The 24,165-nt window shown below is 70.6% G+C and carries 25 protein-coding genes; 7 read left to right on the top strand and 18 right to left on the bottom strand.

Going from position 1 to position 24,165, the window contains the following annotated elements; all coding sequences use genetic code 11:
- Positions 1-5 precede the first annotated feature (5 nt).
- The 7 genes from FHR82_RS03570 to FHR82_RS03540 form a co-directional block, all read right to left on the bottom strand.
- Positions 6-386: a hypothetical protein gene (locus FHR82_RS03570; protein WP_184808754.1), complete on the bottom strand. Its 381-nt coding sequence runs from the start codon at positions 384-386 to the stop codon at positions 6-8.
- Between the two features lie 430 nt (positions 387-816).
- A complete protein-coding gene (locus tag FHR82_RS03565; protein ID WP_184808753.1) occupies positions 817-1,512 on the bottom strand; it encodes an SRPBCC family protein in 696 nt (231 codons plus the stop codon).
- On the bottom strand, positions 1,509-2,078 hold the full coding sequence (locus FHR82_RS03560; protein ID WP_184808752.1) for an ArsR/SmtB family transcription factor: 570 nt from the start codon (positions 2,076-2,078) through the stop codon (positions 1,509-1,511). Before FHR82_RS03560 ends, FHR82_RS03565 begins: the two co-directional genes overlap by 4 nt.
- Before the next feature lie 447 nt (positions 2,079-2,525).
- Positions 2,526-3,323 carry an IclR family transcriptional regulator gene (locus tag FHR82_RS03555; RefSeq protein ID WP_311770849.1) on the bottom strand — a complete coding sequence of 266 codons (798 nt, stop codon included), beginning with the start codon at positions 3,321-3,323 and terminating at the stop codon, positions 2,526-2,528.
- A 130-nt stretch (positions 3,324-3,453) separates the two neighbouring features.
- On the bottom strand, positions 3,454-4,107 hold the full coding sequence (locus FHR82_RS03550; RefSeq protein ID WP_311770848.1) for an iron-sulfur cluster assembly protein: 654 nt from the start codon (positions 4,105-4,107) through the stop codon (positions 3,454-3,456).
- Positions 4,104-5,144 carry an amidohydrolase family protein gene (locus FHR82_RS03545; protein ID WP_184808750.1) on the bottom strand — a complete coding sequence of 347 codons (1,041 nt, stop codon included), beginning with the start codon at positions 5,142-5,144 and terminating at the stop codon, positions 4,104-4,106. Before FHR82_RS03545 ends, FHR82_RS03550 begins: the two co-directional genes overlap by 4 nt.
- A 5-nt stretch (positions 5,145-5,149) precedes the next feature.
- A complete protein-coding gene (locus FHR82_RS03540; protein ID WP_184808749.1) occupies positions 5,150-6,184 on the bottom strand; it encodes an NAD(P)-dependent alcohol dehydrogenase in 1,035 nt (344 codons plus the stop codon).
- 134 nt (positions 6,185-6,318) lie between these two features.
- Between FHR82_RS03540 and FHR82_RS03535 the strand changes: the two genes are divergently transcribed.
- Complete coding sequence (locus FHR82_RS03535; protein WP_184808748.1) at positions 6,319-6,981, top strand: YqeB family protein; 663 nt, start codon at positions 6,319-6,321, stop codon at positions 6,979-6,981.
- On the top strand, positions 6,978-7,952 hold the full coding sequence (locus FHR82_RS03530) for a transcriptional regulator (RefSeq protein ID WP_184808747.1): 975 nt from the start codon (positions 6,978-6,980) through the stop codon (positions 7,950-7,952). Before FHR82_RS03535 ends, FHR82_RS03530 begins: the two co-directional genes overlap by 4 nt.
- Here FHR82_RS03530 and FHR82_RS03525 read toward each other — a convergent pair.
- Positions 7,864-9,051 carry an MFS transporter gene (locus FHR82_RS03525; protein WP_311770847.1) on the bottom strand — a complete coding sequence of 396 codons (1,188 nt, stop codon included), beginning with the start codon at positions 9,049-9,051 and terminating at the stop codon, positions 7,864-7,866. The genes FHR82_RS03530 and FHR82_RS03525 overlap by 89 nt on opposite strands.
- Before the next feature lie 95 nt (positions 9,052-9,146).
- Here FHR82_RS03525 and FHR82_RS03520 point away from each other — a divergent pair, with 95 nt between their 5' ends.
- On the top strand, positions 9,147-9,650 hold the full coding sequence (locus tag FHR82_RS03520; RefSeq protein WP_184808746.1) for an Lrp/AsnC family transcriptional regulator: 504 nt from the start codon (positions 9,147-9,149) through the stop codon (positions 9,648-9,650).
- 588 nt (positions 9,651-10,238) lie between these two features.
- Here the strand turns inward: FHR82_RS03520 and FHR82_RS03515 are convergent.
- The 4 genes from FHR82_RS03515 to fxlM are packed head-to-tail and all read right to left on the bottom strand — an operon-like array spanning position 10,239 to position 14,694.
- Entirely contained in the window at positions 10,239-10,628 is a 390-nt protein-coding gene (locus FHR82_RS03515) for a hypothetical protein (RefSeq protein ID WP_184808745.1), read from the bottom strand.
- Between the two features lie 51 nt (positions 10,629-10,679).
- Entirely contained in the window at positions 10,680-12,110 is a 1,431-nt protein-coding gene (locus tag FHR82_RS03510) for a pyridoxal phosphate-dependent decarboxylase family protein (RefSeq protein ID WP_184809279.1), read from the bottom strand.
- Between the two features lie 17 nt (positions 12,111-12,127).
- Positions 12,128-13,453: an MFS transporter gene (locus FHR82_RS03505; RefSeq protein WP_184808744.1), complete on the bottom strand. Its 1,326-nt coding sequence runs from the start codon at positions 13,451-13,453 to the stop codon at positions 12,128-12,130.
- A gap of 47 nt (positions 13,454-13,500) precedes the next feature.
- Positions 13,501-14,694 (bottom strand): methyltransferase, FxLD system, encoded by a 1,194-nt coding sequence (gene fxlM, locus FHR82_RS03500; protein ID WP_184808743.1) that lies wholly within the window; start codon positions 14,692-14,694, stop codon positions 13,501-13,503.
- Positions 14,695-14,755: 61 nt separating this feature from the next.
- Between fxlM and FHR82_RS03495 the strand changes: the two genes are divergently transcribed.
- Positions 14,756-15,640 (top strand): LysR family transcriptional regulator, encoded by an 885-nt coding sequence (locus FHR82_RS03495; protein ID WP_184808742.1) that lies wholly within the window; start codon positions 14,756-14,758, stop codon positions 15,638-15,640.
- A 518-nt stretch (positions 15,641-16,158) separates the two neighbouring features.
- Here the strand turns inward: FHR82_RS03495 and FHR82_RS03490 are convergent.
- From FHR82_RS03490 to FHR82_RS03470, 5 genes are all read right to left on the bottom strand, one after another.
- A complete protein-coding gene (locus FHR82_RS03490) occupies positions 16,159-17,223 on the bottom strand; it encodes an ABC transporter substrate-binding protein (RefSeq protein ID WP_184808741.1) in 1,065 nt (354 codons plus the stop codon).
- Positions 17,224-18,192: a YeiH family protein gene (locus FHR82_RS03485; protein ID WP_311770846.1), complete on the bottom strand. Its 969-nt coding sequence runs from the start codon at positions 18,190-18,192 to the stop codon at positions 17,224-17,226.
- A gap of 79 nt (positions 18,193-18,271) precedes the next feature.
- Positions 18,272-19,048 carry an ABC transporter permease gene (locus FHR82_RS03480; RefSeq protein ID WP_184808739.1) on the bottom strand — a complete coding sequence of 259 codons (777 nt, stop codon included), beginning with the start codon at positions 19,046-19,048 and terminating at the stop codon, positions 18,272-18,274.
- Complete coding sequence (locus FHR82_RS03475) at positions 19,045-20,043, bottom strand: ABC transporter ATP-binding protein (RefSeq protein WP_184808738.1); 999 nt, start codon at positions 20,041-20,043, stop codon at positions 19,045-19,047. The genes FHR82_RS03480 and FHR82_RS03475 overlap by 4 nt, the downstream gene beginning before the upstream one ends.
- Before the next feature lie 150 nt (positions 20,044-20,193).
- Complete coding sequence (locus FHR82_RS03470; protein WP_184808737.1) at positions 20,194-20,868, bottom strand: PadR family transcriptional regulator; 675 nt, start codon at positions 20,866-20,868, stop codon at positions 20,194-20,196.
- Between the two features lie 53 nt (positions 20,869-20,921).
- Between FHR82_RS03470 and FHR82_RS03465 the strand changes: the two genes are divergently transcribed.
- From FHR82_RS03465 to FHR82_RS03455, 3 genes are all read left to right on the top strand, one after another.
- Entirely contained in the window at positions 20,922-21,617 is a 696-nt protein-coding gene (locus FHR82_RS03465; RefSeq protein WP_184808736.1) for a histidine phosphatase family protein, read from the top strand.
- Positions 21,618-22,004: 387 nt separating this feature from the next.
- Positions 22,005-22,286: a hypothetical protein gene (locus FHR82_RS03460; protein ID WP_184808735.1), complete on the top strand. Its 282-nt coding sequence runs from the start codon at positions 22,005-22,007 to the stop codon at positions 22,284-22,286.
- 22 nt (positions 22,287-22,308) lie between these two features.
- Entirely contained in the window at positions 22,309-23,220 is a 912-nt protein-coding gene (locus FHR82_RS03455; RefSeq protein WP_184808734.1) for an aminoglycoside phosphotransferase family protein, read from the top strand.
- Positions 23,221-23,244: 24 nt separating this feature from the next.
- Here FHR82_RS03455 and FHR82_RS03450 read toward each other — a convergent pair whose 3' ends face one another.
- Positions 23,245-24,165: a LamG-like jellyroll fold domain-containing protein gene (locus FHR82_RS03450; RefSeq protein ID WP_184809278.1), complete on the bottom strand. Its 921-nt coding sequence runs from the start codon at positions 24,163-24,165 to the stop codon at positions 23,245-23,247.

Genomic DNA, 24,165 nt, shown 5'->3' with positions numbered 1-24,165 from the left:
GTGGGTCAGTCCGAGGAACCGGCGCGGCGGCGGCCGATCAGGAACATCACGAACCCGACCGCCGCACCCGCCGCGGCCACCTCGACTCCGAAGGCCACGCCGAGCACTGCCAGCACCACCGCGAACACCAGTACCCGCACCAGCGCCTCGCGCAAGGTCGGTGCCCAGTCGCCGACGACCCGTTCCGCGACACGTAAGACCCGGTCCCGCAACGCGGGCCGAAGTGCGTGCGTCGCCGGGCGGCGGGGAGCAGGCAGCTCCGATCCGGACACAGCCTCGGGCGCGGCATCGGCCGCGAGCCGGACGGTCCTGCGGGCCGGTCGCTCCAGGTCCGCTGATCTTTCTTCTTCTGGTGTCATCGCGGTCTCGAGCCTTATCCTGGTCACCGTTTCGTGCTTTTCCTCTTCGTCCTCATGCAACTGGGGCAACACCTGGGGGCACGAAACGGACCACGTGGCTCCCTGTTCCAGCAGGGAGCCACGTTCGTGTCACACCGCCTCCGAGCCCAGGCGCCCGTCCATCTTCTCTTATCGATCTTGTTATGACGTCGTGACCCCACCGGATGAGCGATGAACGGTGCGTATAAGTCGGTAAGCGGACAGCTACACCCGGTCAGTCATTTCGGCTTCCGATGCAGCTGCACATGCATACGTCGAGTGCGTGTTCACCTGCGAAGTCACCACTCTGACCTCGAACGAGTGAGGTATCAACCGTCACGGACGGGTGGCCGCGTGATCGCCACCACACTCACGTTCCGTCACGGAAACGTCAGTGCGACGACCGTCGGCTGAGTCCCGTGCGGCATGGACATCGGCGTCAATCCGGAAGAGGCCCGTACCGTTCGGTCCACCACGCGCGCCAGCGGTTCGTGAGCTCGGTGAGCTGGTCGTCGGACAGGCCGTAGGTCGAGAGGATCGCCATCGCGACGCCGTCCGGCTTGGCCTCGGTGGGTTCGCAGGACGCGACGACGAGCAACCCGCCACCCCACGCGTCCACCGTGACGCCGAGTTGGTGCTCGGCCCGGTACCACGGCTCCGTGGTGACCTTCTCGCCGACGAGGTCGACGGTACCCGCGTCGCCGAGGCCGAGGTCCCGAGCGAGGTCGCGGCCGGTTGTGTTGTGCCCGTTGAGGAACACGGTGCGGCGCGGCGCGCCGGGCTGCCGTTCGACCGCGAAGCGCAGCTGCTGCAGGAAGGTGGCCCAGCCCTCGGTGATGTCGTCGTAGTAGGCGTCCCAGTCGGGGTTGACGCCGCGCGGCGCCCGGGTGAGCGTGACGCGGGTGCCGTCACCGTCGGGTTCGAGGCGGATGAGGTCGCCCTCCTGCACGCTGAGGGTGCGGGCGGCGGGGTCCTCGGTCATGTGGTCGAAGTAGATGAGGTCGATCTCGTCGTCGAGGCCCTCGAACTCCCAGCCGTGCCAGTGGCGGATGGTTTCCTTGTCCCGCAACGCATGCCAGACGGTGTCGGCGGGAGCGGCGATGGTGACCTCGATGCGGGGCGGTTCGTCGTTCATGGTGTTCCTCGTTGTTCCGTGGCGGGGTGGCCACCGGCGACCATGCGGTAGCGGCGGCCGTCTGGTGTGTCGAAACGGGCGACGACCTCGCGGATCGCGGCGGTCAGTTCGTCGGTGAAGGCGTGCACGTCGCCCGGCTGCGCGAACCGGACCTCGGCCTCGACGGTGAACGTGAGCAGGCGTTTCCCCTGCTCGGCGGCGGCGGCCTGCATGCGGGCGACGTCGCGGACCGTGCCGGCGGCGACGCCGACGAGGTGCTCGGCGGCGTACTGGTCGTGGATGTACGTGAACTCGCTGTCGATCACCGTCGGGTCGACGACGAGCGCGCCGGGCTTGGTGCGGAGGATGCGCTCCGTGCAGCCGCGGCGAGGACGTTCCTCGACCAGCTCGAGCAGGCCGGCGTCCTCCAGCGCGCGCAGGTGGTAGTTGACGCGCTGTCTCGGGAGGTCCATCTCGGCGGCCAGCTGGGTGGCCGACCCCGGCTCGCGGAGGCGGGCGAGCAGCTGCCGCCGGATCGGCGAGAGCGCGCGCCTGACCTTGTCGGGCTCGTCGAGGTAGGTGGCCATGGCCTATGGTCCCAATCGACAGTTTTTTTTGTCAATAGGCTTGAGGGCTGGCGCGAGATCGGCGAGTTATCCACAGGCAAGATCGACATCGCGGGGAATGTCGGTGAGGTTCGGTAAGCTGGCAAGGCGGGACGCCCCCGGGATAGGGTGGGGGTTGGGCAACGCGCGCGCGAGCTGATCTGGGCTCGGTTGGCGGCCTGTGGTTGTCCTCGCGTGTTCTCGGCTGCCGGTTGGTTTCGGGGCGATTCCAGGGATGCCCTCGACGGCCGGTTGGGCTCGGGACGATTCCAAAGATGTCCTCGCCGGACGGGCAGGTCTCCGGGATGCTTCCCGGTTGGCATCTTCGGTTCTTTGGCGAGGATCGGTCTGCCGCGGGGGTGGTGTGGGCTTGCGCCCCGCTTGGGTGTGTGCTGGTGCCCGCTTCGCGGGCACGGCCGGGGGCCGGGGTCAGATGCCGCTTACCAGTGATGGGCGGGTTGCCAGCAGGTGGGCGAAGCGGGCTGCTCCGGCCCTCGCGGCTCGTTCCAGGTGCCAGCGGCGTGCGTGGAACTCCGACGCGGGCACCGAGAACGCCACTGCTCCCGTCACCCGGTTCTGTGCGTCCAGTACCGGGGCCGACAGGCACGCCAGTTCCGGTTGGAACTCCTCGATCTCCAGCGCCATCCCCGCACGGTCGACGTGTTCCAGTTCCGTGTCCAGGTCGGCCGAGCGCACAGTGGTGTGCGAGGTCAGGCGCGGCATGCCCGCGCTCGCCAGGTAGTCCCGGCGTTGGCGCTTCTGCATGGACGCCAGCAGGACCTTGCCGAACGCCGTCGCGTGGGCTGCCTCGTGGAAGCCGAAGTCCAGCGGAGTCGCTCGGGGGTACTGCGGGGAGTCGGCCACCGCGGCCACCACTATGTCCGTCTCGCGGAACACCGTGTAGTAGGCGGCTGCTTCGGCTCGGCGGTGCAGGTGGTGCAGTTCGTCCTGCAACTCCTGGCCCACGTCCAGTTCAGCGCACAGCCGTTGGTACAGGCTGCCCACCTTGTAGCCGAGGCCGAAACCGCGACCGTGGCCGAGGCGGATGAGATATCCCTCGTGCACCAACGTGTTCAGCAGGTGGTAGGTCGTCGACAGGTTGTAGCCCGCCCGGCGTGCGACCGCTTTGGCCGTTATGCCGTCGCCTGCCGAGCCCACGATGTCCAGCACTCGCAACGCGCGCTGCGCGGAGCCGATGAGCCCGCTGGTGTCGCGCGGTTCGGTCACCGACGCACCTCCCCGTGCCGACAGGGCGGCACACCTCGTCATGCGCCACCCTGCCGACCCTACGTCAGCGAACCGGCCCGCAACAGGTCTGACATCGGCCTGACGGTTATTCACGAATATGTAGAACGATTTAGTTGCCCACCGCCTGCGGGTATCTCGTGTGCAACAGTCCACGGCAGAACCCGGCGTTGCCTTCGATGCTCACGCGCACGGACCTCGCGAACCGCAGTCGCAGCGGGGCTTCCTCCGCTGTGATCGGCACTCCGCGTTCGTCGAGCAGCAGCGGGGATTCACTCGAACAGGGCAATCCCAGCGCGGCTCGCCGTCGCATCAGCGACACCAGTGCCGGGGACGCCGGCACGTCCGCCAGCGTCAGGCCCACCGGCGAACCCGGCAGCCGCACGCACAGCCGGTCCAGGCTGGCCAGGTACGCCTTGCGCTGGAACACGAGCCGGAGCTCGTCCAGCTCGGCCACCGCCTCGCCGGGGAACGAGCCCGCGAAGCCCGCCGACGCGGCCACGCCCGCGTTGATCTCCTCGGCCGCGAAGTGGTCCGCCAACCGGACGTCCACCGACGTCACGGACGGCAGTGCGCTGACGGCCTCGTGCGCGTCCGCGACCATCAGGTAGGCGAAGTTCGGTGCGCAGAAGTAGGTCGGCAGGCGCAGCCGGACGCGGGCGTGACCGTCCACGACCACCGCCTCGCTGACGAAACCCAGCTCGGTCACGGGCTGGTCCAGTTCCGGGTCCATGACCGTGCCCAGTGCGTCCCACAGCGCGCTCACGCGGGCACCTTCGGCGCCGAGCCCACGGCCTCGCCCGAATCCACGGGTGCCGAGGACAGCGCCAGCTCCGGTGGGACCTCGATGTCGTACAGCTTCGCCGCGTTGAGACCGAGGATCTTCTTCTTGATCTCCACGGTGAGCGGGGCGTACTCGCCGATCATGTCCGCCGGGATCTGGAAGTCGACGAACCTCTCGATCAGCCATTTCGGGGTCCAGATCGCGTAGTCGCTCGCGAAGGTGATCCGGTTCTCGTCCAGCCAGTACAGCAGCTCGCCGATGATCTGCGCGAAATACCTGGGCCGCGAGTGGATGAACGGCAGCGCCACCGCGAGTCCACCGTAGACGTTCGGTTCCTGCGTGGCTATCCAGCAGAAGTCCTCCAGTCTCGGCAGGCCGACGTGTTCGACGATGAAGTTCAACGACGGGAACGCCGACGCCACGTCGTCCACGTCCGCCACGTCGAACGCGTCCCGGTTCAGCGGGTAGATCGTCGGCCCCTTGTGGATGTGCACGTTGCGGATCCCCAGTTCCTGGCACTTCTCCAGGTACCGGTAGGACCACGGGTCGGTGAGCTTCCAGCCCTTCGAGTCGCCCTTCCACTCCGCCGTGTACAGCTTCACGCCGCGCAGGTTCCACCGCTGCGACAACGCTTCCAGCTTGTCCAGGCCCGCCTCGCCGTCGCGCGGGTCCCACGAGCCGTTGACGATGAACCTGTCCGGGTGTTTCTCGGCGAGCGCGCCGTCCTGCTCGGTCGTGTTGAAACCGTTGACGTAGAAGTCGGTGAGGTACGTCGGCTGGAAGATCGCCTTGTCGACGTAGCCGACCTCGAACAGGTCGTGCAGGATCCGCTCCTCCGACTGCTGCCAGAACTCCTCCAGCGTCCACACCTCGGACTCCGGTGACAGGTTGCGGTGGTAGTCGTAGAAGCAGTTGATGAAGCCCTCGCCGTAACGGTTGGCCTGATTGGACGGGCGACCGTCCCAGAAGTGGATGTGGCTGTCGACGACGAAGTACTTCTGACCGTCCTTTTCGTACATTGCGTTCAGCTCCGTTCCGGCACGAGGATTCCGCGGCCCCGCAGCCGTCCGTTGTCGAGGTCGTCCATGGCCTCGTTCACCGCGTCGAGCGGGTAGGTCTTCGTGTGCAGCGACACTTTCCCCTGTGCGGCAAGCGTCATCAGCTCACTGAGGTCGTTGTACGAGCCGACGAGGTTGCCGATCACGTTGATCTCGGTGGAGATGATGTCGATCGTCGGGATGTCGATGTGGCCGCCGTAGCCGATCACGAAGTAGGAACCGGCGCGGCGCAGCATCGCCACGCCCTCGGCCTCCGTGCCCTTCTCGCCGACGAAGTCGAACACGATGTGCGCGCCCTCGCCGCCGGTCAGGTCCATGACCGCGTCGACGTGCGTGCCGTCCGCGACCACGGTGTGCGCGGCGCCGTAGCCCTTCGCGAGGTCGAGCGCGGCCTGCGACCGGTCGACCACGATCACCTCCGACGGCACCATCGCGGCGAGGCACTGGATGCCGATGTGTCCCAGCCCGCCCGCGCCGATGACGACGACCTGCGTGCCCGGGTACAACATCGGCACCGACTTGCGCACCGCGTGGTAGGCGGTGAGCCCCGCGTCCGCGAGCGCGGCCACGTCCGCCGGTCGCAGTGACGGGTCGAGCTTCACCACCGAGCGCGCGTTGGTGAGCAACAGTTCCGCCATGCCGCCGTCGGAGTCGATGCCGGGGAACCGCGAGTTCGCGCAGTGCACGTCGTCCCCCGCACGACAGGCACGGCACAGCCCGCAGGTCGCGAGCGGGTGGAGGATCACGGTGTCGCCAGGGGCCACAGTGGATACCGCGGTGCCGACGGCCCGCACCCAGCCCGCGTTCTCGTGCCCGATCGTGTACGGCAGCGCCACCCCGGACTTCTCGGCCCACTGCCCCTCGACGATGTGCAGGTCGGTGCGGCACAGCCCGGCGCCGCCGATCTCCACCAGCACGTCCAGCGGTCCGGAGACCTCCGGTTCTGGCACCTCCTCGACCACCGGGCGCTTGTCGTACTCGTGCAGCCGTACGGCTTTCATCACTGCTCCCTCGTCGGAACGGGCCGGTTCTCCGATCGTGGGACCGGCGTCCACCAGGGTCAACGCGCCAGATTTCACCGGCTCGGAATAGACCCGCTCATTTCACGGAGCGACAAAACGGCACAATGGACGCCATGGGGGACGACCGCATCACGGAGAGCGCGGGCACACTGCTGGTCAGATGGGCAGGCCTGCCGCTGGCGGGCGCGCTGGTCGTCTGGCTGTTGAAGCTGCTGGCGAACTGGGCCGCGACGCTGTCGTGGACCCCGTTCCGGGGGCCGATCGAACTGGTCGACTCGATCCCCGAGCCGTGGGCGACGCTCGGCGCGCTCGGGATCGGGCTCGTCGGCGGTCTGGTGCTCTCGCTGGTGGCGCACGGTGACCGGCTGGGCGTGACCGTGTTACCGGAACGGGTCCGGCTGCTGGGCGACGAGTACGACGCGTCGTTCGAGCGCGCGGACGTCTCGGCCGTGTTCGTCGACAGGGGTCAGCTCGTGCTGCTGGACGCGGACACCTGCGAGCTGGCGCGCCGACCGTCCGAACTGGACGTGACCGCGCTGGCCGACGTGTTCGCCCGCAACGGTTACCCGTGGCAGGACGGCGACCCGCACGCGGACGAGTACCGCAGGTGGGTGCCGGACATGCCGGGCCTGCCTGCCGGCGCGAACGCGTTGCTCACCGCGCGGGCGAAGGACCTGCGCTCCGACGACGCGAAGGAACTGCGCGCGGAGCTGGTGGGGATGGGTGTGATCGTGCGGGACCTGAAGGGCAGGCAGTACTGGCGGCTGGTGAAGTGAGCGACTGGGCACGGGTGCGCGCCCACCTGCGGGCACACCGCTACGAGCTGGCGGTGCGGGCCGTCGACGAGTTCCCGGACGTGCGGAAGGTCGCCGGGACTCCCCTGCTCACCGCCCCGGCATGGGTGCCGCCCGCGCCGATCCCGCTGTCCGCGCTGGACATCACGATGGACGCGGCGCCGCCGGTCGCCCTGCCGCCCGCGTCCGGGCACCCGGACTTCCCGACCTACTCGGCGGCCATGGCCGCACTCGACGCCCCGACCGTGTTCGAGAACCGCCCCACGTGGCGGCTGCTGGACGCCGACCTGGCGAGCCCTTCGCCGCGCCTGGTGTTCGGCGACGGCACGTACTTCGACAGCATCGACACCGGCGAGGCGGCGGCCCACGAGTACGCGGCGGGTGCGGGCACCCCGCTGCGCGACGCGATCGGCAACCCGTGCGACCTGGCCGGGCGCCCGGCGAACCTGGCGATCAGCGCACTGACCATCCGCCGGGCCAGCGACGGGGACACCTTCCTCCTGCACTGGCGCGACCCGGCCAAGGTCGGCCACGCTGGCGGCCTGTACCAGGTGGTGCCGGTGGGCGTGTTCCAGTCGTCCGGCCCCGGCGACTTCGACCTGTGGCGGTTCCTGCTGCGCGAGTACGCGGAGGAGGTGCTCGGCGAGCCGGAGGTCGAGGCGCCGGACTACGGGACGTGGCCGTTCGCGGTGGCCATGACCGGCACCCCCGGCATCGAGGCGCACGTCCTGGGTCTCGGCGTGGACCCGTTGACGTTCGCGACGGACCTGCTGGTGCGGGTGGTCGTCGACGCACCGGTGTTCGACGACATCTTCGGCGCCCGGGTGGCGGTCAACGACGAAGGCGCGGTGACCGCCCGCCCGTTCACCGCCGAGGCGATCGAGGGCCTGTCGATGCAGGCCGCGGGTGCGGCGCTGGTGCGGCTGGCACTGGCCGACGCGCGAGCACGATGACCGGCAGCAACGCGAGCACCGCACCGACGGCGGTCACGAGCGGGTAGCCGCCGAGTCCGAACAGGACACCCGCACCGAGGCTCGCGAACGCGGAGCAGCCCCACACCACCGCGTCGACGGCCCCCTGCAGCTGGATCCGCCGGTCGGCGGGCAGTTCCCGGCTCAGCATGGCCGATCCGCCGACGAACACGAGGTTCCAGCCGTACCCGAGCAGGAACATCGCGAACGTCAGCCCGGACACTCCCCCGGCCCCGAACGCCGCGAGCGACGCGACGACGAGCGCCCCGATGCCGACGCGGATGACCGGGCGCCCACCGAACCGGTCGGCGAGCCTGCCGGACACCGGTGCCAGCGCGAACATCCCGATCATGTGCGCGGAGATGACCAGGCCGAGCACCTGGAGCCCGTGGTGGTGGGCTTCGAGCTCGAGCGGCGCCATGGTCATGACGGCGACCATGGTCAGCTGCGCGCAGACCATCGACACGAGCGGCGTCACCACGGCAGGCGTGCGCAGCACGGCGAACGAGGTGCGCCGGGCGGGTGGCGCGGGCGTAGGGCGCAACGCGGCGCTGGCGAGCACCGCGACACCAGTCATGACGACGGCCACCAGCATGGGCCCGGCGAGCCCGGGAAGCCCGAGCGCACCGGCGATCCCGGCACCGGGCGCGATCAGGTTGGGCCCGACGATCGCTCCCACTGTGCCGGCCCACACGATCAACGAGAGCGCGAACCCCTTGCGGTGCACGGGAAACGCCTCAGCGGCGAGGTACCGGGACAGCTGCGCGGCCCCGTTGCCCAGACCGAGCAGGAACATCCCGACGAGCAGGGCGGCCATGGCGGTCCCTGCGGCGACGACGGCCCCGGCAACGGCCGCTCCGTACAGGAGCAGCAGAGCGGTTCTGCTGCCGCGGCGGGAGATCAGATGTCCGGCACCGAGCGTGCCGACCGCGGTGCCGAGCACGCCGAACGCGCCGGGCAGGCCACTCCAGCCGTCCCCCGCGGTGTGCGACGCGATGAGGGTGGCCGCCGTGCTGGCGCCCGCCATGGCGGTGTTCATCGCCGCGACACCGGCGAAGAGGGAGATCGTCGTTCTTCTCACGATGACTCAGCGTATGCAGACGAGCCGGTCGTTCGAAGGGCCCGGCGAAGGCATACTGGCCGCCGGACCACCCATGCGAAAGGAAAGGGGGCGGGATGACCTTTCGTTCGGAAAAGCCGCTGGACGCGGTCGACTGGCGCCTGGTGGCGGAGCTACAGGCCGACGGCCGCCTGTCGTACAAGGAACTGGGACGACGGATCAACCTGTCGGCCCCCGCGGTGGCGGAGCGGGTGCGAAGGCTGGAGGAGACGGGCGTGCTCGCCGGCTATCGCGCGGTGGTCGACGCGCGGCGGGCGGGCTACCCGATCCTCGCGTTCGTGCAGATGCAGTGCTCACTGGGCAGCTGCCTGCTGAAGACCAGCACGGCGGCGGACTACCCGGAGATCGTGGAAGTCCACAAGCTCAGTGGCGACCACTGCTCGATGATCAAGGTGCGCGCGGCGTCGCTCGCGCACCTGGAGGGCCTGTTCGAGCGTTTGGGCAAGCACGGCGAGATGCGCACCTCGGTGGTGCTGTCGACCCAGTACGAAGGCCGCCCGGTCGAGCCCCCGGTGGACGACTTCCTGCACGCCACAGCAGCGGAAGGCTGGTCGACCTGACCAGCAGGACAGTCCGCATGCCCTGAAGGCGCCTTCGGGGCGTTGAGCCTGGATCCCTGGTGGTCGAGCCGTGTTTCTTGCCCCGCGCCGGATGCCGGACGTGGTCAGGCACGCCACGCGGGCGCGGGCGCGCAGCGCCCGCACCCACCCGCGGGATGCCCCGAAGGACCCCTTCGTAACACCCGGTGCGATGAAGGACCCCTTCGTTGCGCTCACCGTCATGAAGGACCCCTTCGTTACGTCCGATGTGATGAAGGACCCCTTCATGACATCGGGCCCACGTCCCGAAAGCGTCTTTCAGGACACGAAGGCCAACCGAGCACGCAGCTGAAGCCGACCACCAAGGGGCTCCCTGCCATCCCAGAGACCTGCCCCTCCGGCGAGGAGCCCCCAGAGGGCACACCCACCCGCCGAACGCCCCACCGGACAACAACCGTCCATCGGTGGATCCCCAGGATCCCCACGCTCTTCGAGCGGGACGAGAACGTCCAGGTGGTGAACGTGTTCCACCACCCCGACGGGCGGCGCGCGAAGATCAAGCGGAAGGACTTTCCGCGGCACGCGGCAGCGGCGTAGGCGTGGCGCCGGTCAGCCCTGCTGGTCGGGGGACTGGTGGGGCTGGCCCTGCTGCTGCCACTGCGGCGCGTACTGCGGCTGCCACTGGCGTTGCTCGGGCGCGGCGGCGGGAGGCACGGCGGCGGCAGGCACGGCGGATGCGGACTGCCGCGGAGCGAACGCCGCGGCACCGACCATCCACGCGATGCCCGCGATCGCGAAGATCTGTGCCAGCGTCGACGCGGGCCCGAAGTCGTCCAGGTACTGCGAGGTGTTCGCGGCGGTCTGCGTCACCCGGAGATTCGCGACCGTCGGCGTGGAGGACGTTTCGCTGCCACCGGCGAGGTCGATCATGCCAATACCGACCCACACCGCCGCGATCAGCAGGCACAGCGTCCCGAGGACGAAACAGGTGATCCGCATGCGGACACCCTCGCACATCGCGGGGTGTCCGCAGGCCCGAAACCGTCCGATTCAGACCGTCGGCGTGTACATCACGCCGAGGAACTCGACCAGCAGCCGTTCCCGCAGGCCGGGGGGCGCGGCACCCAGCATGGCGTTGATCTCCGCCATCCGCTTCAGGGTGCCCGCGCCCTCCAGGCCCGCCATCGCGAGCAGTCCGGCGAACTGCTCGGAGGTGAGCCCGGACGGGTCGAGCCCGGCGATCGCGGCCGTCAGTTCCTCCGGCAGCGACACCGGCCCGCTGCGGCGGGCGGCGTCCACAGCGGACGCGAGGTCCGCCAGCAGAGCGGGCTCGCTGCCGTGGTTCGAGGCCGTCACGGTCAGGTGCAGGTTCGGCGGCGAGGACTCGAAACCGAACTGGGGCTGCAGGTACCAGCCGCGCTCGGTCATCTCGTCGGCGACGGTGAACACGTCGAACCCCGGGTCGGCCACGCTGTCGTCCGCGACGACCGACAGCAGTGTCGACTGCGGATCGCCCTGGATCCGCAGGCCCTCGATCGCGCCGATGCCCGACCGGAGCGTGCGCACCGCGGACAGCACCTGCTGCGCGAGCGACCGGTAACCGTTGTCGCCAAGGTGGTTCAGCACCGCCCACGCCGCCGCGAGCGGGCCGCCGGACCGCGTCGACTGCATGGTCGAGTTCAGCATCGTGTAGCCCGGCCACGCGGCGCTGGCGAAGAACTGCGACCGCCGCAACGAGGCGTCCGCGTGCAGCAGTACCGACGTCCCCTTCGGACAGTAGGCGTACTTGTGCAGGTCGACCGACAGGCTCGTCACGCCGGGCACCGACAGGTCGAAGTCCGGCACCGGCTCGCCGAGCGCGCGGAAGTACGGCAGCACCCAGCCGCCGATGCAGGCGTCCACATGGCACCGGACGCCGCGCTCACCCGCCGCGGCGGCGACCTCCGGCACCGGGTCGACCACGCCGTGCGCGTACGACGGCGCGCTCACGACCACCAGCACGGTGCGGTCGTCGATGGCGGCCGCCATGGCCGCCGGGTCCGCCAGGAACGTGGCGGGATCGACCGGCACCGTCACGGCCTCGATCCCGAAGTAGTGCGCTGCCTTGTGGAACGCGGCGTGCGCGGTCGACGCGAGCACGACCTTCGGCCGGTCCACGTCAGGACGCGCGGCGCGCGCCGCGTGCACGGCGAGCATGCAGCTCTCGGTGCCACCGGACGTCACGCTGCCGACCGTCGCCTGCCCGCCACCGAGCAGCGCGGCCGCCGCGGCGACGATGTCGTTCTCCATGCGCAGCAGGCTGGGGAACGCGGTCGGGTCGAGCCCGTTGGTGGCGCTGGCGAGCGCGTGTGCCTGCGCGGCCAGCTCGTCGAGGCCCGCGCGGCCGCTGTCGTACACGTACGCGAGCGTGCGGCCGCCGTGGGTGGGCAGGTCGCCCGTCCGCAGGGCGCGCAGCTCGTCGAGGACCTGCTCAGCCGGCAGGCCCGTGGATGGCAGACTCACGAGAACAACTCCTTGCGCCGCAACAGGGGCAGCGCGGCCAGGGTGAACAACGCGGGCACGAGTGCGACCCCGATGATCACCGCGGTGATCGCGCTCGACGGTTGCGCCACCGACTCACCCGTCGACGACACATATCCGCCCAGCGCGAGGATTCCGCCGTACAGCGCGGGTCCCAGTGCGAGCCCGAGGGTCTCCCCCGCCGTCCACACCCCCGCGAACACCCCGGCCCGGACCTGACCGGTGCGGCCCTCCTCGTTCCCGATCACGTCCGCGAGCAGTGAGAGCGGGAAGACCTGCAGGCCGGCGTACCCGATCCCGGCCACGGCGACGAACAGCACGATCAGAACCGGCGGGAACACCCGCGCGCCGAGGACACCGAGCAGGCCGACGGCGAACACGAGCGATGCGACCACGAACCCGGACCGCTTGCCGTGCCGGGACCCGACCCGCTGCCACAGCGGCATCACGAGCAGCGCGGGCCCGACGAACGCGGCGAACAGCAGCGGCTGCCACGACTTGTCGCCCAGCCCGACCCGCGCGAGGTAGTCGACCCCGGCGAGCAGCGTGCCGATGCCGACCGCCTGGATCACGAACGCGGTCAGCAGCACCCGGAACGGCGGGCAGTCACGCACCGCGGCGACCGTCTCCCGCCAGCCAGCGACCGACGGCAGCGGCTGCGCGACCCTGGTGCGCGCGGTCCCGAAGAACACCCCGACCGCGCCGAGCAGGATGAGCACGCCGACCGCGATGCCCATGACCCGGTAACCGGCGAGGCCACCGACCGCGTCCCGGACGGCGGGCGCACCGGCGCCGCAGATCAGGATCGCGACGGCGAGCACCGCGATCCGCCACGCGGTGATGCTGGTCCGCTCCTTCGGGCTGGTGGTCATCTCGGCCGGCAGCGCGTTGTAGGGCACCTGGAAGAACGCGTACGCGGTGGCGCACACCAGGAACACGAACGCGACGTACAGCGCGTCGACGGTCGCGGAGCCGGTGTCCGGCCCGGCGAACAGCGCGGCGAAGGTGATGGCGAGCCCGATGCCGCCGTACAGCAGGTACGGCCGCCGGGCGCCCAGCCTGCCGGTGGTCCGGTCGCTGATCCGCCCCGCGATCGGGTTGAACACGACATCCCACGCCTTGGGCAGCAGCACGAGCAGCCCCGCCACCGACGCGCCGACCCCGAGCGTGTCGGTGAGGTACGGGAGCAGCAGCAGACCGGGCACGGTGCCGAACGCGCCGGTCGAGAGCGAACCGAGCGCATACCCGAACCGCGTGCCGACGGTCAGCTGGTCCTCGGCTGGAATGTGAGAGGTATTCGCCATTGCAGGCGGAGCCTACGGTCGCCGACCGGACGGCGTCCACCCCGGCCCTACCACGAGAGCGCGAGCCTGCACTGTCCCTTCTCCAGCACGACATCGCCGCCACGACCCGCCGTCCCCGCCGGGTACGCGTCGATCCGCATCCCGGCCGTGCCCGGCCTGCCCGCGTCGGCCCAGGCGCGGACGTGCGCGAGGAGGTCGTCGGCGACCGCGGTGTTGCCGTGCGCGTGGATGGTGAGCTTCTCGTCCTCGACGGCGATCAGCGCGAGGCCGTCGTCGGTCAGGACGCCCGCGGTGGCGACGGACTCCGGTGCGCGCATGGGTGCGTCCGCGAGCCGCGCCGGGTCCGCACCGACCTGTTCGGACAGTGCGCACCAGCGGGGTTCCTGGACGGCGAGCCACAGCGTGAACCCGTCGAACAGCTGCATCGGCGTCGGGGTCGGCCCGATGTCGCCGACGGGGTGGACGGCCGGTGCCTCGCCGAGCACCTCGGTGAGCGCGTCGCCGTCGACCTCGCGGGCCGTGGGGAGGTTGAGGGTGAGATCGGTGGCGGGGTCGAGCAGGTAGGTCCGCTCGGGGCCGGCGAAGGAGCCACGCATCCGGATGAACCCGCACAGCGACACCGAACGGCTGGTCCAGTGGTCACCGTCACGCTCGAACGCGACCGAGCGCTGCACACCGTTCAGGTCGAGCGGCACCACGAGGCGGCCCTTGGGTGCGAGTTGCTCCAGCCAGGCCGGGGCGAGGTCCCACACGCCGACCGTCGCGATGATCCGGTGGTAGGGCGCGCGGTCCTGGTGGCCGAGCGCGCCGTCCGCGGCCACCACGACCACGTTCGGGCAGCCCGCCGCGTCGAGGTTCTCCCGCGCGTGCTCGACGGTGTCCGCGTCGAGGTCGACGCTCGTCACCGCGCCCCGGTCACCGACGATCGTGGCGAGCAGTGCGGCGTTGAACCCGGTGCCCGCGCCGATCTCGAGGACCCGCTGGCCGCGTTTGGCCGCCAGCTGGTCCAGCATGATCGCCATGATCGTCGGCTGCGACGACGAGCTGATCGGGCGGCCGTCGGGGTCGCGCTTGGTCACGATCGGCTCGTCGCGGTAGGCCTTGTCCGGCGGCAGGTCCGGCAGGAACAGGTGGCGCGGCACGGTACGCAGCGCCTCCGCGACGAGTGGATCGGTGGCAGCGCCCTGCTCGCGTATGTGTTCGAGCAGCTGCCGGCGCAGGGTGTTCAGCTCTGCTGGCAACGAGGTCCTCCTGTGTCATGACAGATGCTGCCACTACGCACAAGCCCCCATAATCCGTTTGATGAGTGACGAACCGGATCTCGAGTCATTGCGCCTGTTGGTGCAGGTGGCGGAGCTGGGCAGCGTGGGGAAGGCGGCGCGGGCCGTCGGGATCGCGCAGCCGTCGGCCACCAAGCGGCTCGCCGCGCTGGAGCGGCGGGCCCGCCTGCCGCTGCTGGTGCGCACACCGCAGGGGTCGGTGCTGACCGACGACGGCAAGCTCGTGGTGGCGTGGGCGGTGACGCTGCTGGCCGCCGCCGACGAGTTCCGGACGAGCCTGTCCGCACTGCGCGCCGACCGGGCGGCGACGCTGCGGATCGCGGCGAGCATGACGATCGCGGAGGCGCTGCTGCCCAGGTGGCTGTCGCACCTGCGCGCCCAGGAGCCTTCGGTCCATGTCGGACTGACGGTGACGAACTCCGCCGAGGTTGCCCGGCTCGTGCTGAAAGCCGCGGACGTGGACGTCGGCTTCGTGGAGGGCCCCGGCGTGCTGGACGGGCTGGCGAGCCGGGTGGTGGGCACGGACGAGCTGATCGTGGTGGTCACCCCGGCCCACCCGTGGGCCCGGCGCCGCCGCCCGCTGACCGCACCCGAACTGGCGGCGACCCCGCTCGTGGTGCGCGAGGCCGGGTCGGGGACGCGGGAGACACTCGACCGGGCACTGGCACGCCACGACCCCGTTACCCCGCAACTGGCCCTGGGCTCGAACGCCGCGGTGAAGGGAGCGGCGGTGGCGGGGATCGCCCCGGCGGTGCTGAGCAGGCACGCGGTGGAGGCGGAGCTGACAGCCGGGACGCTCGTGCCGATCGGGGTGGCGGACCTGCGGCTGGACCGCCGCCTGCGCGCGGTGTGGCCGAAGGGCAGGCGACTGACCGGCCCCGCGGCCACGTTGCTGCAGGTGATCTAGCCGGTGCGGCAACCAATCACACCGAACGCAACGAAGGACCCCTTCCTCACACCGGGCATTACGAAGGGGTCCTTCATCACGCCGAGCACAACGAAGGGGCCCTTCCTCACACCGGACGTTACGAAGGGGTCCTTCATCACGCCGACCACAACGAAGGGGCCCTTCCTCACACCGCACGCAACGAAGGGGTCCTTCGGGACACCACCAGAACCGCGAAAGCGGGCGGGGGGCGCCAGCCCCACACCCCACCCGAGGCTGCCTGCCATCCCGTCGACCTGGCAAAGCCCGATCACACCGGATCAAGGGGGCACCAACAACCAAAACCGGCAGCAAAACTCGGAACCGCCTCCTTGAGCCGGTGTGATAGCCCGCAGGGAGGTCGACGGGATGGCAGGCAGACCGACCCTCGCCAAAGAACCGAAGATGCCAACCCAGGGAGCCATCCCAGAGACCTGCCCCTCCGGCGAGGAGCCGCCGGAGGGGAAGCCCGTCCGGCGAGGACAAAGCACCCACAGCTATCAGCCAACGTAGCGGAGCCGGAAGCGACCAGGATCCGCCGGATCCCGGTCGACGATCTGGATCGGCGGCCACGCCCACTGCCACACGCCGATGCCCGGTGTGCGGGAGAACCGGATCCGCCCTCGGGTGCCGTCGACCGCGACGCGCGGCCAGGATGCGGCGATGTGCGCCCGGTCGGTGCCGTGCGCACGCAGCACCTCGGCGAGGACGGCGACCGTGTCGTAGCCCTCGAAGGCGACGAAGGAGGGCGCCTCGGCCAGCCGTTCGCGCAGTGCCGTCCCCACCCGGGCGCCGAGTGGGGTGAGGCGCTCGGGCAGGTAACGCAGGAACGGGATCGCGGCGCCGTCGGTGCCCAGCGACGCCGCCCATTCGGCGAACTCCGGTTGCCCGGCTGGCGCACCGATCAGGACCTCGGCGAGGCGCGGGTCGCGGCGGACGGACTGGACGATCGGCACCGCCGGTTCCGGGGTGCCGACCAGGAGGAGCAGGGCGGTCGCACGGTGGTCGACGAGCTGGTCGCACACGTCCGCACGCAGGTCGAGGTCGATGACGGTGCCACCGCGCGACTCCAGGTGGTCACGCAGGATGCTGGTCCCCGAGGCCCAGTAGACACTCGGCTGGGCCACCACGGCGATGCGGCTGTGCCCCGCCCCGAGGAGGAAGTCGGCGTAGAGCCGCCAGCCGAGGGACTGTGCGGGGGCGAGGCGCGCGACCCAGTCCGTCGGCTCGTCGGTGAGCGCGTCGAGCACCGCCGACGAGCAGAGGAACGGCAGGCCGAGTGCGTCGGCACGCGCGGCAGCGGCGCGCGCGACGACGCTGTGGTACTCCCCGGCCACGGCGGCCACGCCAAGACGGGCCAGTTCGTCCATGGCCGCGGCGGCCCGCTGTGGGTCGGCCGCGGTGTCCCGGACCACCAGCTCGAGGGTACTTCCGGCGATCCCGCCCGCGTCGTTGACGTCGCGCACGGCCAGCTCGAGTCCGGCGAGCAGGTGCCGCCCCGCCTCGGCCCAGCCGGGCCGGGTCAGCGGAACGAGGGCGCCGATCCGGACAGGTGTGGTGCTCACCTAGATGATCAGAACGCCCACCGTCGTCAGTGTCAACAGGCACGCACTGCCCACCCCGGCGACCGCCAGCGACGGCCCGCCGGAACGAACCACGGCACGCAGGTCGACCGCGGCGCCGAGGGCGAACATGCCCGCGCCCAGCAGCAGGTTCGTGACCACAGTGGACAGGTCGAGCACCGGTGCGGGCACGGCTCCGAGCGCCCGCGCCACGACCAGCACGACGAACCCGGTGACGAACCACGGCACGAGCGGCGGCCGGGCCCGCGGCGCGAGCGCGGCACCACCCACCACAGCAGGCTGCCGCAGGTACACCCCCAGCCCGATCACGAGCGGTGCCAGCAGCACCACGCGCGCCAGCTTGATCACCACCGCCACCTGCAGCACCAGCCCGCCTGCCGCGCCGCCGATCGCGACGACCTGACCCACCTCGTGCACGCTGGCGCCCGCGAGCACGCCGAAGTCCTGGTCGGACAGTCCGAACAGCCACGCAACCAGCGGCACGGCGCCGATCGCGACGGTCCCCAGGACCGTCACGGCGGTGACGGCCGTGGCGACGTCCTCCTCGTCGCCGTCGGCCACCGTGTTCACCGCCGCGACCGCCGACGCGCCGCAGATCGACACGCCCGTCGCCAGCAGCAGTGACCTGGACCGCCCGAGGCGGCGGCCGAGCCGCCACGTGACGGCGAACGTGACCGCCACCGAGAAGAACACGACCGCGAGCAGCGCAGGTCCGAAGTGGACGACGTGCGCGACCGCGAGCTGCAGTCCCAGCAGCATCACACCCGCGCGCAGCAGCCAGGTCTGCGCGAACCGCAGTCCCGGCGCGAACTCCGGGCGCACGCCTGCGAAGGACCGCCACGCCACCCCGAGCAGGATGCCCACGATCAGCGCGCTCGCGGCGGGCACGAGCGAGCCGACCACGCGGCCGACCGCGGTCGCGACGGCGACGAGCACAAGTCCGGGAAGCACGGTAACGAGCATCGCCCGGTGTCCCGCCGGTGGCTAGCCACCAACGGGACACCACCTCATAGCTTGTGGCTATGACCGGTCATAGCGACTTCTGATAGGCGCGGAACGCCCTGGTCGCGATGAACCCGGTCACCACCGCGACCACGAACAGCCCGGCCAGGCGCAGGAGCACCGCACCCCAGTCCGGGTCCGCCGACAGCGCCTCGCGGGACGCGACGACAGTCCAGTCGACCGGGTTGTACGACGACACGGTCTGGATCCACTCCGGCGCCGCCTCGCGGGCGATCATCGCCGAGGACAGGAACGACAGCGGCAGCGTGAGCATCGTGGAGAAGCCGATCAGCGACTCGGACGTCCGCACGATCAGTGCCATCCCGTTGGACAGGCAGGAGAACGCGGCCGCGAGCAGCACCGACGCGAGGAACATCACGAGGATCCCCGCGATACCGCCGGGGAACTCGGCGCCGAGCGCGAGCCCGACGAGCACCACGATGACGCCCTGCACGACGACCGTGACCGCCTGGTTCAGCACCGAGGCGAGCATCATCGCGCCGCGGCTGGCCGGGGACGCGAGCATGCGGTCCATGACGCCGCGGTCCATGTCGTCGATGAACGCCATGCCCGCCCAGCCACTGGTGAACAGGACGGTCATGACGACCACGCCGGGGGTGAGGAAGTCGATGTAGGACCCGGTCGCGAAGCCGGGCAGCTCCACGATCCGCTTGAACAGCTGGCCGAACAGCAGGAGCCAGATCATCGGCTGGATCAGCATGATCACCACGAACGCGGGCTGGCGCAGCGTGGCCATCAGCAGCCGCCCGGTGAGGTAACCGGTGTGGGGGGTGAGCGTGGTCATGCCACCGCCACCTCCTCCGATCCCGATCCCGATGCCGAGGCCGAGGCCGCCGCGAACGTGCGGCCGGTGTGGCGCAGGTAGACGTCGTCGAGCGCGGGCCGGGCGACGGTCACCGCGGCGACCGCGACGGCGGCGCGTTCCAGTTCGGCCAGCACCGCCGGGACCGCCGACGCGCCGTTGTCGACGCGGGCGCGGATGGTCCGGCCGGTCACCGTGACCTCCCTGGCCATCGCCTCGACGGCCGTCCTGGCGGAGTCCACCGACGCGTCCGGCGCCAGCTCGACCACCACGGCGTCGCCGCGCAGCTCGCTCTTCAGCTCCTCCGGGCTGCCCTGTGCGACGAGCCTGCCGCGATCGACGATCACGAGGTGGTCGGCCAGGTGGTCGGCCTCCTCCAGGTAGTGCGTGGTGAGCAGGATCGTCAGCCGCTCCTGCGTGGCGAGCCGCGCGATCTCGGCCCACATCTCGCTGCGGGCCTGCGGGTCGAGGCCGGTGGTCGGCTCGTCCAGGAACAGCACGGACGGCCGGTGCACGAGGCCCATGGCGACGTCGAGCTTGCGCTGCATACCGCCGGAGTACGCCTTGACCAGGCGTTTCGCCGCGCCGGTGAGGTCGAACAGCTCGAGCAGCTCGTCGACCCGCGCGGTGGCCGCGCGCCCGCGCATGCCGTGGATGTGCGCCGCCAGCAGCAGGTTCTCGCGGCCGGTGGCCTGCCGGTCGGTGCCAGAGCCCTGGGTGACGACGCCGATCGCGCGGCGCACGGCGTTCGGGTGCGCGAGCACGTCGATCCCCGCGACGGTCGCGGCCCCGCTGGTCGGCGTGGACAGCGTGGTCAGGATCTTGATGGTGGTGGACTTGCCTGCCCCGTTCGGGCCGAGCAGGCCGAACACGGTGCCGGCCGGGACGGTGAAGCTCAGCCCGTCGAGAGCCGTGACCTCCCCGTACCTCTTGACGAGCGCGACGGCCTCGATGGCCGTCCCCCTGACGTGTGTCATCGGACGTTCCTCCTGGTTGATGGCCAGGTGCGTCCGCGGGCACGGCTATTCTGGACACGCGCCTGGTGCCGTGCCTTCGCGGGACGAGCCTGGGTTTCTGGTCACTGGCCGGGTGTTGCCGCACCCGGCCAGTGCTGTGTGCCGTCCTGGTCAGTCCTGCCGCCAGTTCACCTCGCTCTCCGGCAGCTCACGCACCGCGCGGTCCCAGTCGGACTCGCTCGGCACGCCGTCGGCGAGCTCGTGGGCCCGCCGCCAGGCCTGGATCTCGGGCAGCTCGGCCTTGGTCAGCCGGTCGATCGTGGTCTGCACGAACTCCCGCTCGGCCCGCCGGAGGGTCTGCACGTAGTCGACCTCGATGGTCCACAGGTAGGGCATCCCGTGGTCGGCCATCGCGGACATGATCCCGTCGTTGGACGCGATCTCCGCGTCCAGCCGGGTACGCCGGACCTCCAGCAGGCGGATCACCACGTCCGGCGACAGCACCGGCATCAGCGACATGGCCGCCTCGAACTGCAGGTACTCCTTCACCGGCACCGCGAGCAGGTCCGACAGCCAGTCGACCATTTCGATCCGGCCGGGGTCGGTGATCGCGTAGATGGTGCGTTCCGGGCGCCTGCCCTCGCGAACGGTCTCCTGCACGTCGATCAGCTTGTGCCGCAGCAGCGAGTCGACGACCGAGTACAGCGAGCCGTAGTTGAGCTTGATGCTCTGCTCCTTGGCCCGTTCCCGCAGCGTGCTCGACATCTCGTACGGGTGCATCGGCTTCTCCGCGAGGAGCGCGAGCACCGCGAGCGCGAGCGGGTTGGAGACCTTCCGCTTGCCCATGGTGATTACCATAGCTCAAATACTCTGGTTCGAGTATTCGCTTGAATGGGGTCGTGACCAACTCAGAGGAGTACCGCCAGTTCCGCTTCACCCTGCCGCCGGGCGCGACCGAGATCCTGCTGGTCAGGCATGGTGAGTCCCAGCCGGCCCGCGAGGACCGGCCGTTTCCGAAGGTCGACGGCCAGGGCGACCCGCCGCTCGCGGAGGTCGGCGAGGAGCAGGCAGAACTGGTCGCGAAGCGCCTGGAACACGAGGAACTGGACGGCCTCTACGTGACCACCCTGCGCCGCACCCACCAGACCGCGGAGCCGCTGGCCAAGCGGCTGGGCGTCACGCCGGTCGTGGAGCCGGGCATGCGGGAGATCAACCTCGGTGAGTGGGAGGGCGGGCTGTTCCGCATCCGCGTCGCGCAGCAGCACCCGGTCGCGCAGGAGATGTTCACGAAGGAGCGCTGGGACGTCATCCCGGGCGCCGAGTCGACGGACGACTTCGCCGCGCGCATCCGCGAGTCGCTGACCCGCATCGCCGCGGCCCACACCGACCGGCGGGTCGCCGTGTTCACCCACGGCGGCACGATCGGCCAGGTGGTCTCGATGGCCACCGGGTCGCGACCGTTCGCGTTCATCGACGCCGACAACGCGTCGATCACGCAGCTCGTCGTGTGGGATGAGCGCTGGGTGATCCGCCGCTTCAACGACACCGCCCACCTGGACCCGCGTTTCACCGTGCGGACGGAACCGCTGAACTAGTGACCCAGCCCCACTGGACTGACGTGGCGCGCCGGTTCGACGAGGCGCGCGGGACGTAAGCCTGGCGGTTCGACGCTCCGACAGGCACGAGCTGCCGCAGAGGGAATGCCCTCGCACCGGATGCCCTGGTGCGAGGGCATTTTCTTGTCGAAGTTATACGCAGATTTCCGGAAGTTACCCAGCTCCCCTGATCAGGTGGTCATTTCCGAATACCACTGTTGCAACTTGCGCGCGGCATTCGATTCCGGGCACGCTGTCGCCACACCAGCCCGGTCCCCGCTCCCACCCTTCGACGGACCGGGCACACTGGCGGGCGGCACGTCGTAGAGCGGTCCTCCCCGTTGCGCTCCGGCGTGCCGTCCGCCTCCGGAATCTCTTGGGGCATAAGTGAGTGTTGAGCACGAACGGCTTCTCGCGGTGGTCGCGCCGCTCCGGGCGGCCGGCTGGGTCTTCGTGCCCACGACACTCGCCGCGCCGACCAGCCGCCGCACCGTCGACGCGCTTTTCGGGTTGCGGACGCACGGTGACCTCGAGGACAACATCCAGGTGTGGGAAGAATGGGCGGTGGCGTCCCGGTTGCGAAAAACAGGTGCCCGGGAAACACCCGTCTGGCACAGTTCCGGGCGAGTCGCCGATATTGTCCGGGAACTGCTCGCACTACCCGGATGACACATTCCGGAAAGGCCACGTCATGCCGATCGAGATCCCGCCCGCGCTCGCGGACACGCAGCGCGCGGAAGGCGGCGCGTGGGTGCGCGACCTGCCCGCGCTGGTCGACCGGATGGTCGGCCAGTGGTCGCTGCGGTTCGACGGCCCGGTCGCGCACGGCATGGCCGGGCTCGTGCTGCCGGTGGTCCGCGACGGCGTGCCCGCGGTGCTGAAGCTGCAGCCGGTCGAGGAGGACAACGCCGACACGGCCGCCGGGCTGCGCACGTGGCACGGCGACGGCGCGGTCCTGCTGCTCGACCACGACGAGCCGACGGGCGCGGTGCTGCTGGAACGTCTCGACGCGACCCGCCCGCTGTTCGCGCTCGAGGACGACCTCGATCGGCTGGCCGTCATCGCGGACCTGCTGGCGCGGCTGACGGCGGTGCGGGCACCGGCCGGGGTGCGCTGGCTCGCGGACGTGGCGACGGCGATGCTCGACCAGGTCCCGTCTGCGGTGCCGCTGCTGCGCGACCCGGCGGAGCAGGAGCTGGTGCGGACGTGTGCGGCGGCGGTGGCCGAGCTGGTCGGCGAGGCCGGTGACCGGCTGCTGCACTGGGACCTGCACGACGGCAACGTCCTCGCCGGTACACGGGAGCCGTGGCTCGCCATCGACCCGCAGCCGCTGGCCGGGGACCCCGGCTTCGACCTGCTGCCCGCACTGAACGAGCGCTGGGCCGCGATCGTCGCGACCGGTGACGTTGCCGGGGCCGTGCGGTACCGCTTCGACCTGCTCACCGACCGGCTCGGCCTGGACCGCACCCGTGCGACGGTCTGGACGCTGGGCCGCGTGCTGCAGAACGCCCTGTGGGACATCGAGGACGGCAAACACACCCTGGAGGTCAGCCAGGTCGCGATCGCCGCTGCCCTGCACACGCCGCGAGCCCGCCGTCCGTGAACGGCGGGCTCGCGAGGTGTTCGCCTACCTGCGCTTGTACTGCGCCTTGATCTCCTTCGGGGTCGCCACCCGGTCGAGGAAGATCAGCTCGTCCATGCGGCAGTTGCACGGGTTCCGTTCGACGTTGTTCTGCGGGAAGCTGCCGCCGATCTTGATGCCGCGCGGGTCCGACGCCGTCGTCACGTCCGGTTCCGGCTCGCCTTCCAGCGACCACGGGTCACCGGTGACCGTGTAGAAGCCGTCCAGCGCGCGGCCGTCGCGGTACAACGCCATCTCGCCCGTGTCGAAGTCGAACGTCGCCGCCAGGTGCGTCCACCGGCCCGGCGGCAGGACCTCCTGCCACGGCGCCGATGCCGCGAACGTCTGCGACGCTGCGCCGTCGACCCGGCGGCCCAGTGCGACCACCTTCAGCTCGCCGTTCACGTTGATGACCTCGAGCAGCGCACGCACCGCGTGCCCGTCGGAGTCACCGGTGAGCACACCGGCCAGCCCGATCGCGTTGTAGTGGTCGTCCGGGTTCTCGGTCACCGTGTTGGGGCTGGGGTTGACGCCGGTCGGCTTGAACCAGCCCATCACGGTGATCTCGCGGGCCGCGTTGAACGCACGCAGCGACGGCACGCCGGTGTCCGAGTACACGCCGGCCTTCCAGTCGTCGTTGCTCGCGACCGCCGAGTTCTGCCCGGTCTGCAACGCGTGCCGGATCCCGTCGCGCACCCGGGGTGCGCCGTTGACCAGCCACAGGTCCGTGCCCGACCGGCCCCGGTCCCGCTCGACCGCGCCACCCTGCGCCGGGTGCTCGAAGTCGTAGTAGGCGACGAGGTTCCGCGCCATCGACGGGACCACGTCCGGGCGGTGACCCGCCGCCGGGTTGGCGGCGGCGGGCACCGTGCCGGACAGAGTCGCGGCGAGTGCCACGCACGACAGCCCGATCAGCACCTTGCGCAT

This window comes from Actinophytocola algeriensis (genome assembly GCF_014203735.1).
GTDB classification, from domain to species: domain Bacteria; phylum Actinomycetota; class Actinomycetes; order Mycobacteriales; family Pseudonocardiaceae; genus Actinophytocola; species Actinophytocola algeriensis.
This window is presented reverse-complemented; position numbering and strand designations above follow the sequence as displayed.

Bases quoted from the DNA above. Each gene is read 5' to 3' on its own strand.
- FHR82_RS03565 (WP_184808753.1), bottom strand. From the start codon at position 1,512: ATGAACGACGAACCGCCCCGCATCGAGGTCACCATCGCCGCTCCCGCC.
- FHR82_RS03560 (WP_184808752.1), bottom strand. From the start codon at position 2,078: ATGGCCACCTACCTCGACGAGCCCGACAAGGTCAGGCGCGCGCTCTCG.
- FHR82_RS03545 (WP_184808750.1), bottom strand. From the start codon at position 5,144: ATGTACGAAAAGGACGGTCAGAAGTACTTCGTCGTCGACAGCCACATC.
- FHR82_RS03540 (WP_184808749.1), bottom strand. From the start codon at position 6,184: ATGAAAGCCGTACGGCTGCACGAGTACGACAAGCGCCCGGTGGTCGAG.
- FHR82_RS03535 (WP_184808748.1), top strand. From the start codon at position 6,319: ATGGGGGACGACCGCATCACGGAGAGCGCGGGCACACTGCTGGTCAGA.
- FHR82_RS03520 (WP_184808746.1), top strand. From the start codon at position 9,147: ATGACCTTTCGTTCGGAAAAGCCGCTGGACGCGGTCGACTGGCGCCTG.
- FHR82_RS03515 (WP_184808745.1), bottom strand. From the start codon at position 10,628: ATGCGGATCACCTGTTTCGTCCTCGGGACGCTGTGCCTGCTGATCGCG.
- FHR82_RS03505 (WP_184808744.1), bottom strand. From the start codon at position 13,453: ATGGCGAATACCTCTCACATTCCAGCCGAGGACCAGCTGACCGTCGGC.
- FHR82_RS03495 (WP_184808742.1), top strand. From the start codon at position 14,756: ATGAGTGACGAACCGGATCTCGAGTCATTGCGCCTGTTGGTGCAGGTG.
- FHR82_RS03480 (WP_184808739.1), bottom strand. From the start codon at position 19,048: ATGACCACGCTCACCCCCCACACCGGTTACCTCACCGGGCGGCTGCTG.
- FHR82_RS03475 (WP_184808738.1), bottom strand. From the start codon at position 20,043: ATGACACACGTCAGGGGGACGGCCATCGAGGCCGTCGCGCTCGTCAAG.
- FHR82_RS03470 (WP_184808737.1), bottom strand. From the start codon at position 20,868: ATGGGCAAGCGGAAGGTCTCCAACCCGCTCGCGCTCGCGGTGCTCGCG.
- FHR82_RS03455 (WP_184808734.1), top strand. From the start codon at position 22,309: ATGCCGATCGAGATCCCGCCCGCGCTCGCGGACACGCAGCGCGCGGAA.
- FHR82_RS03450 (WP_184809278.1), bottom strand. From the start codon at position 24,165: ATGCGCAAGGTGCTGATCGGGCTGTCGTGCGTGGCACTCGCCGCGACT.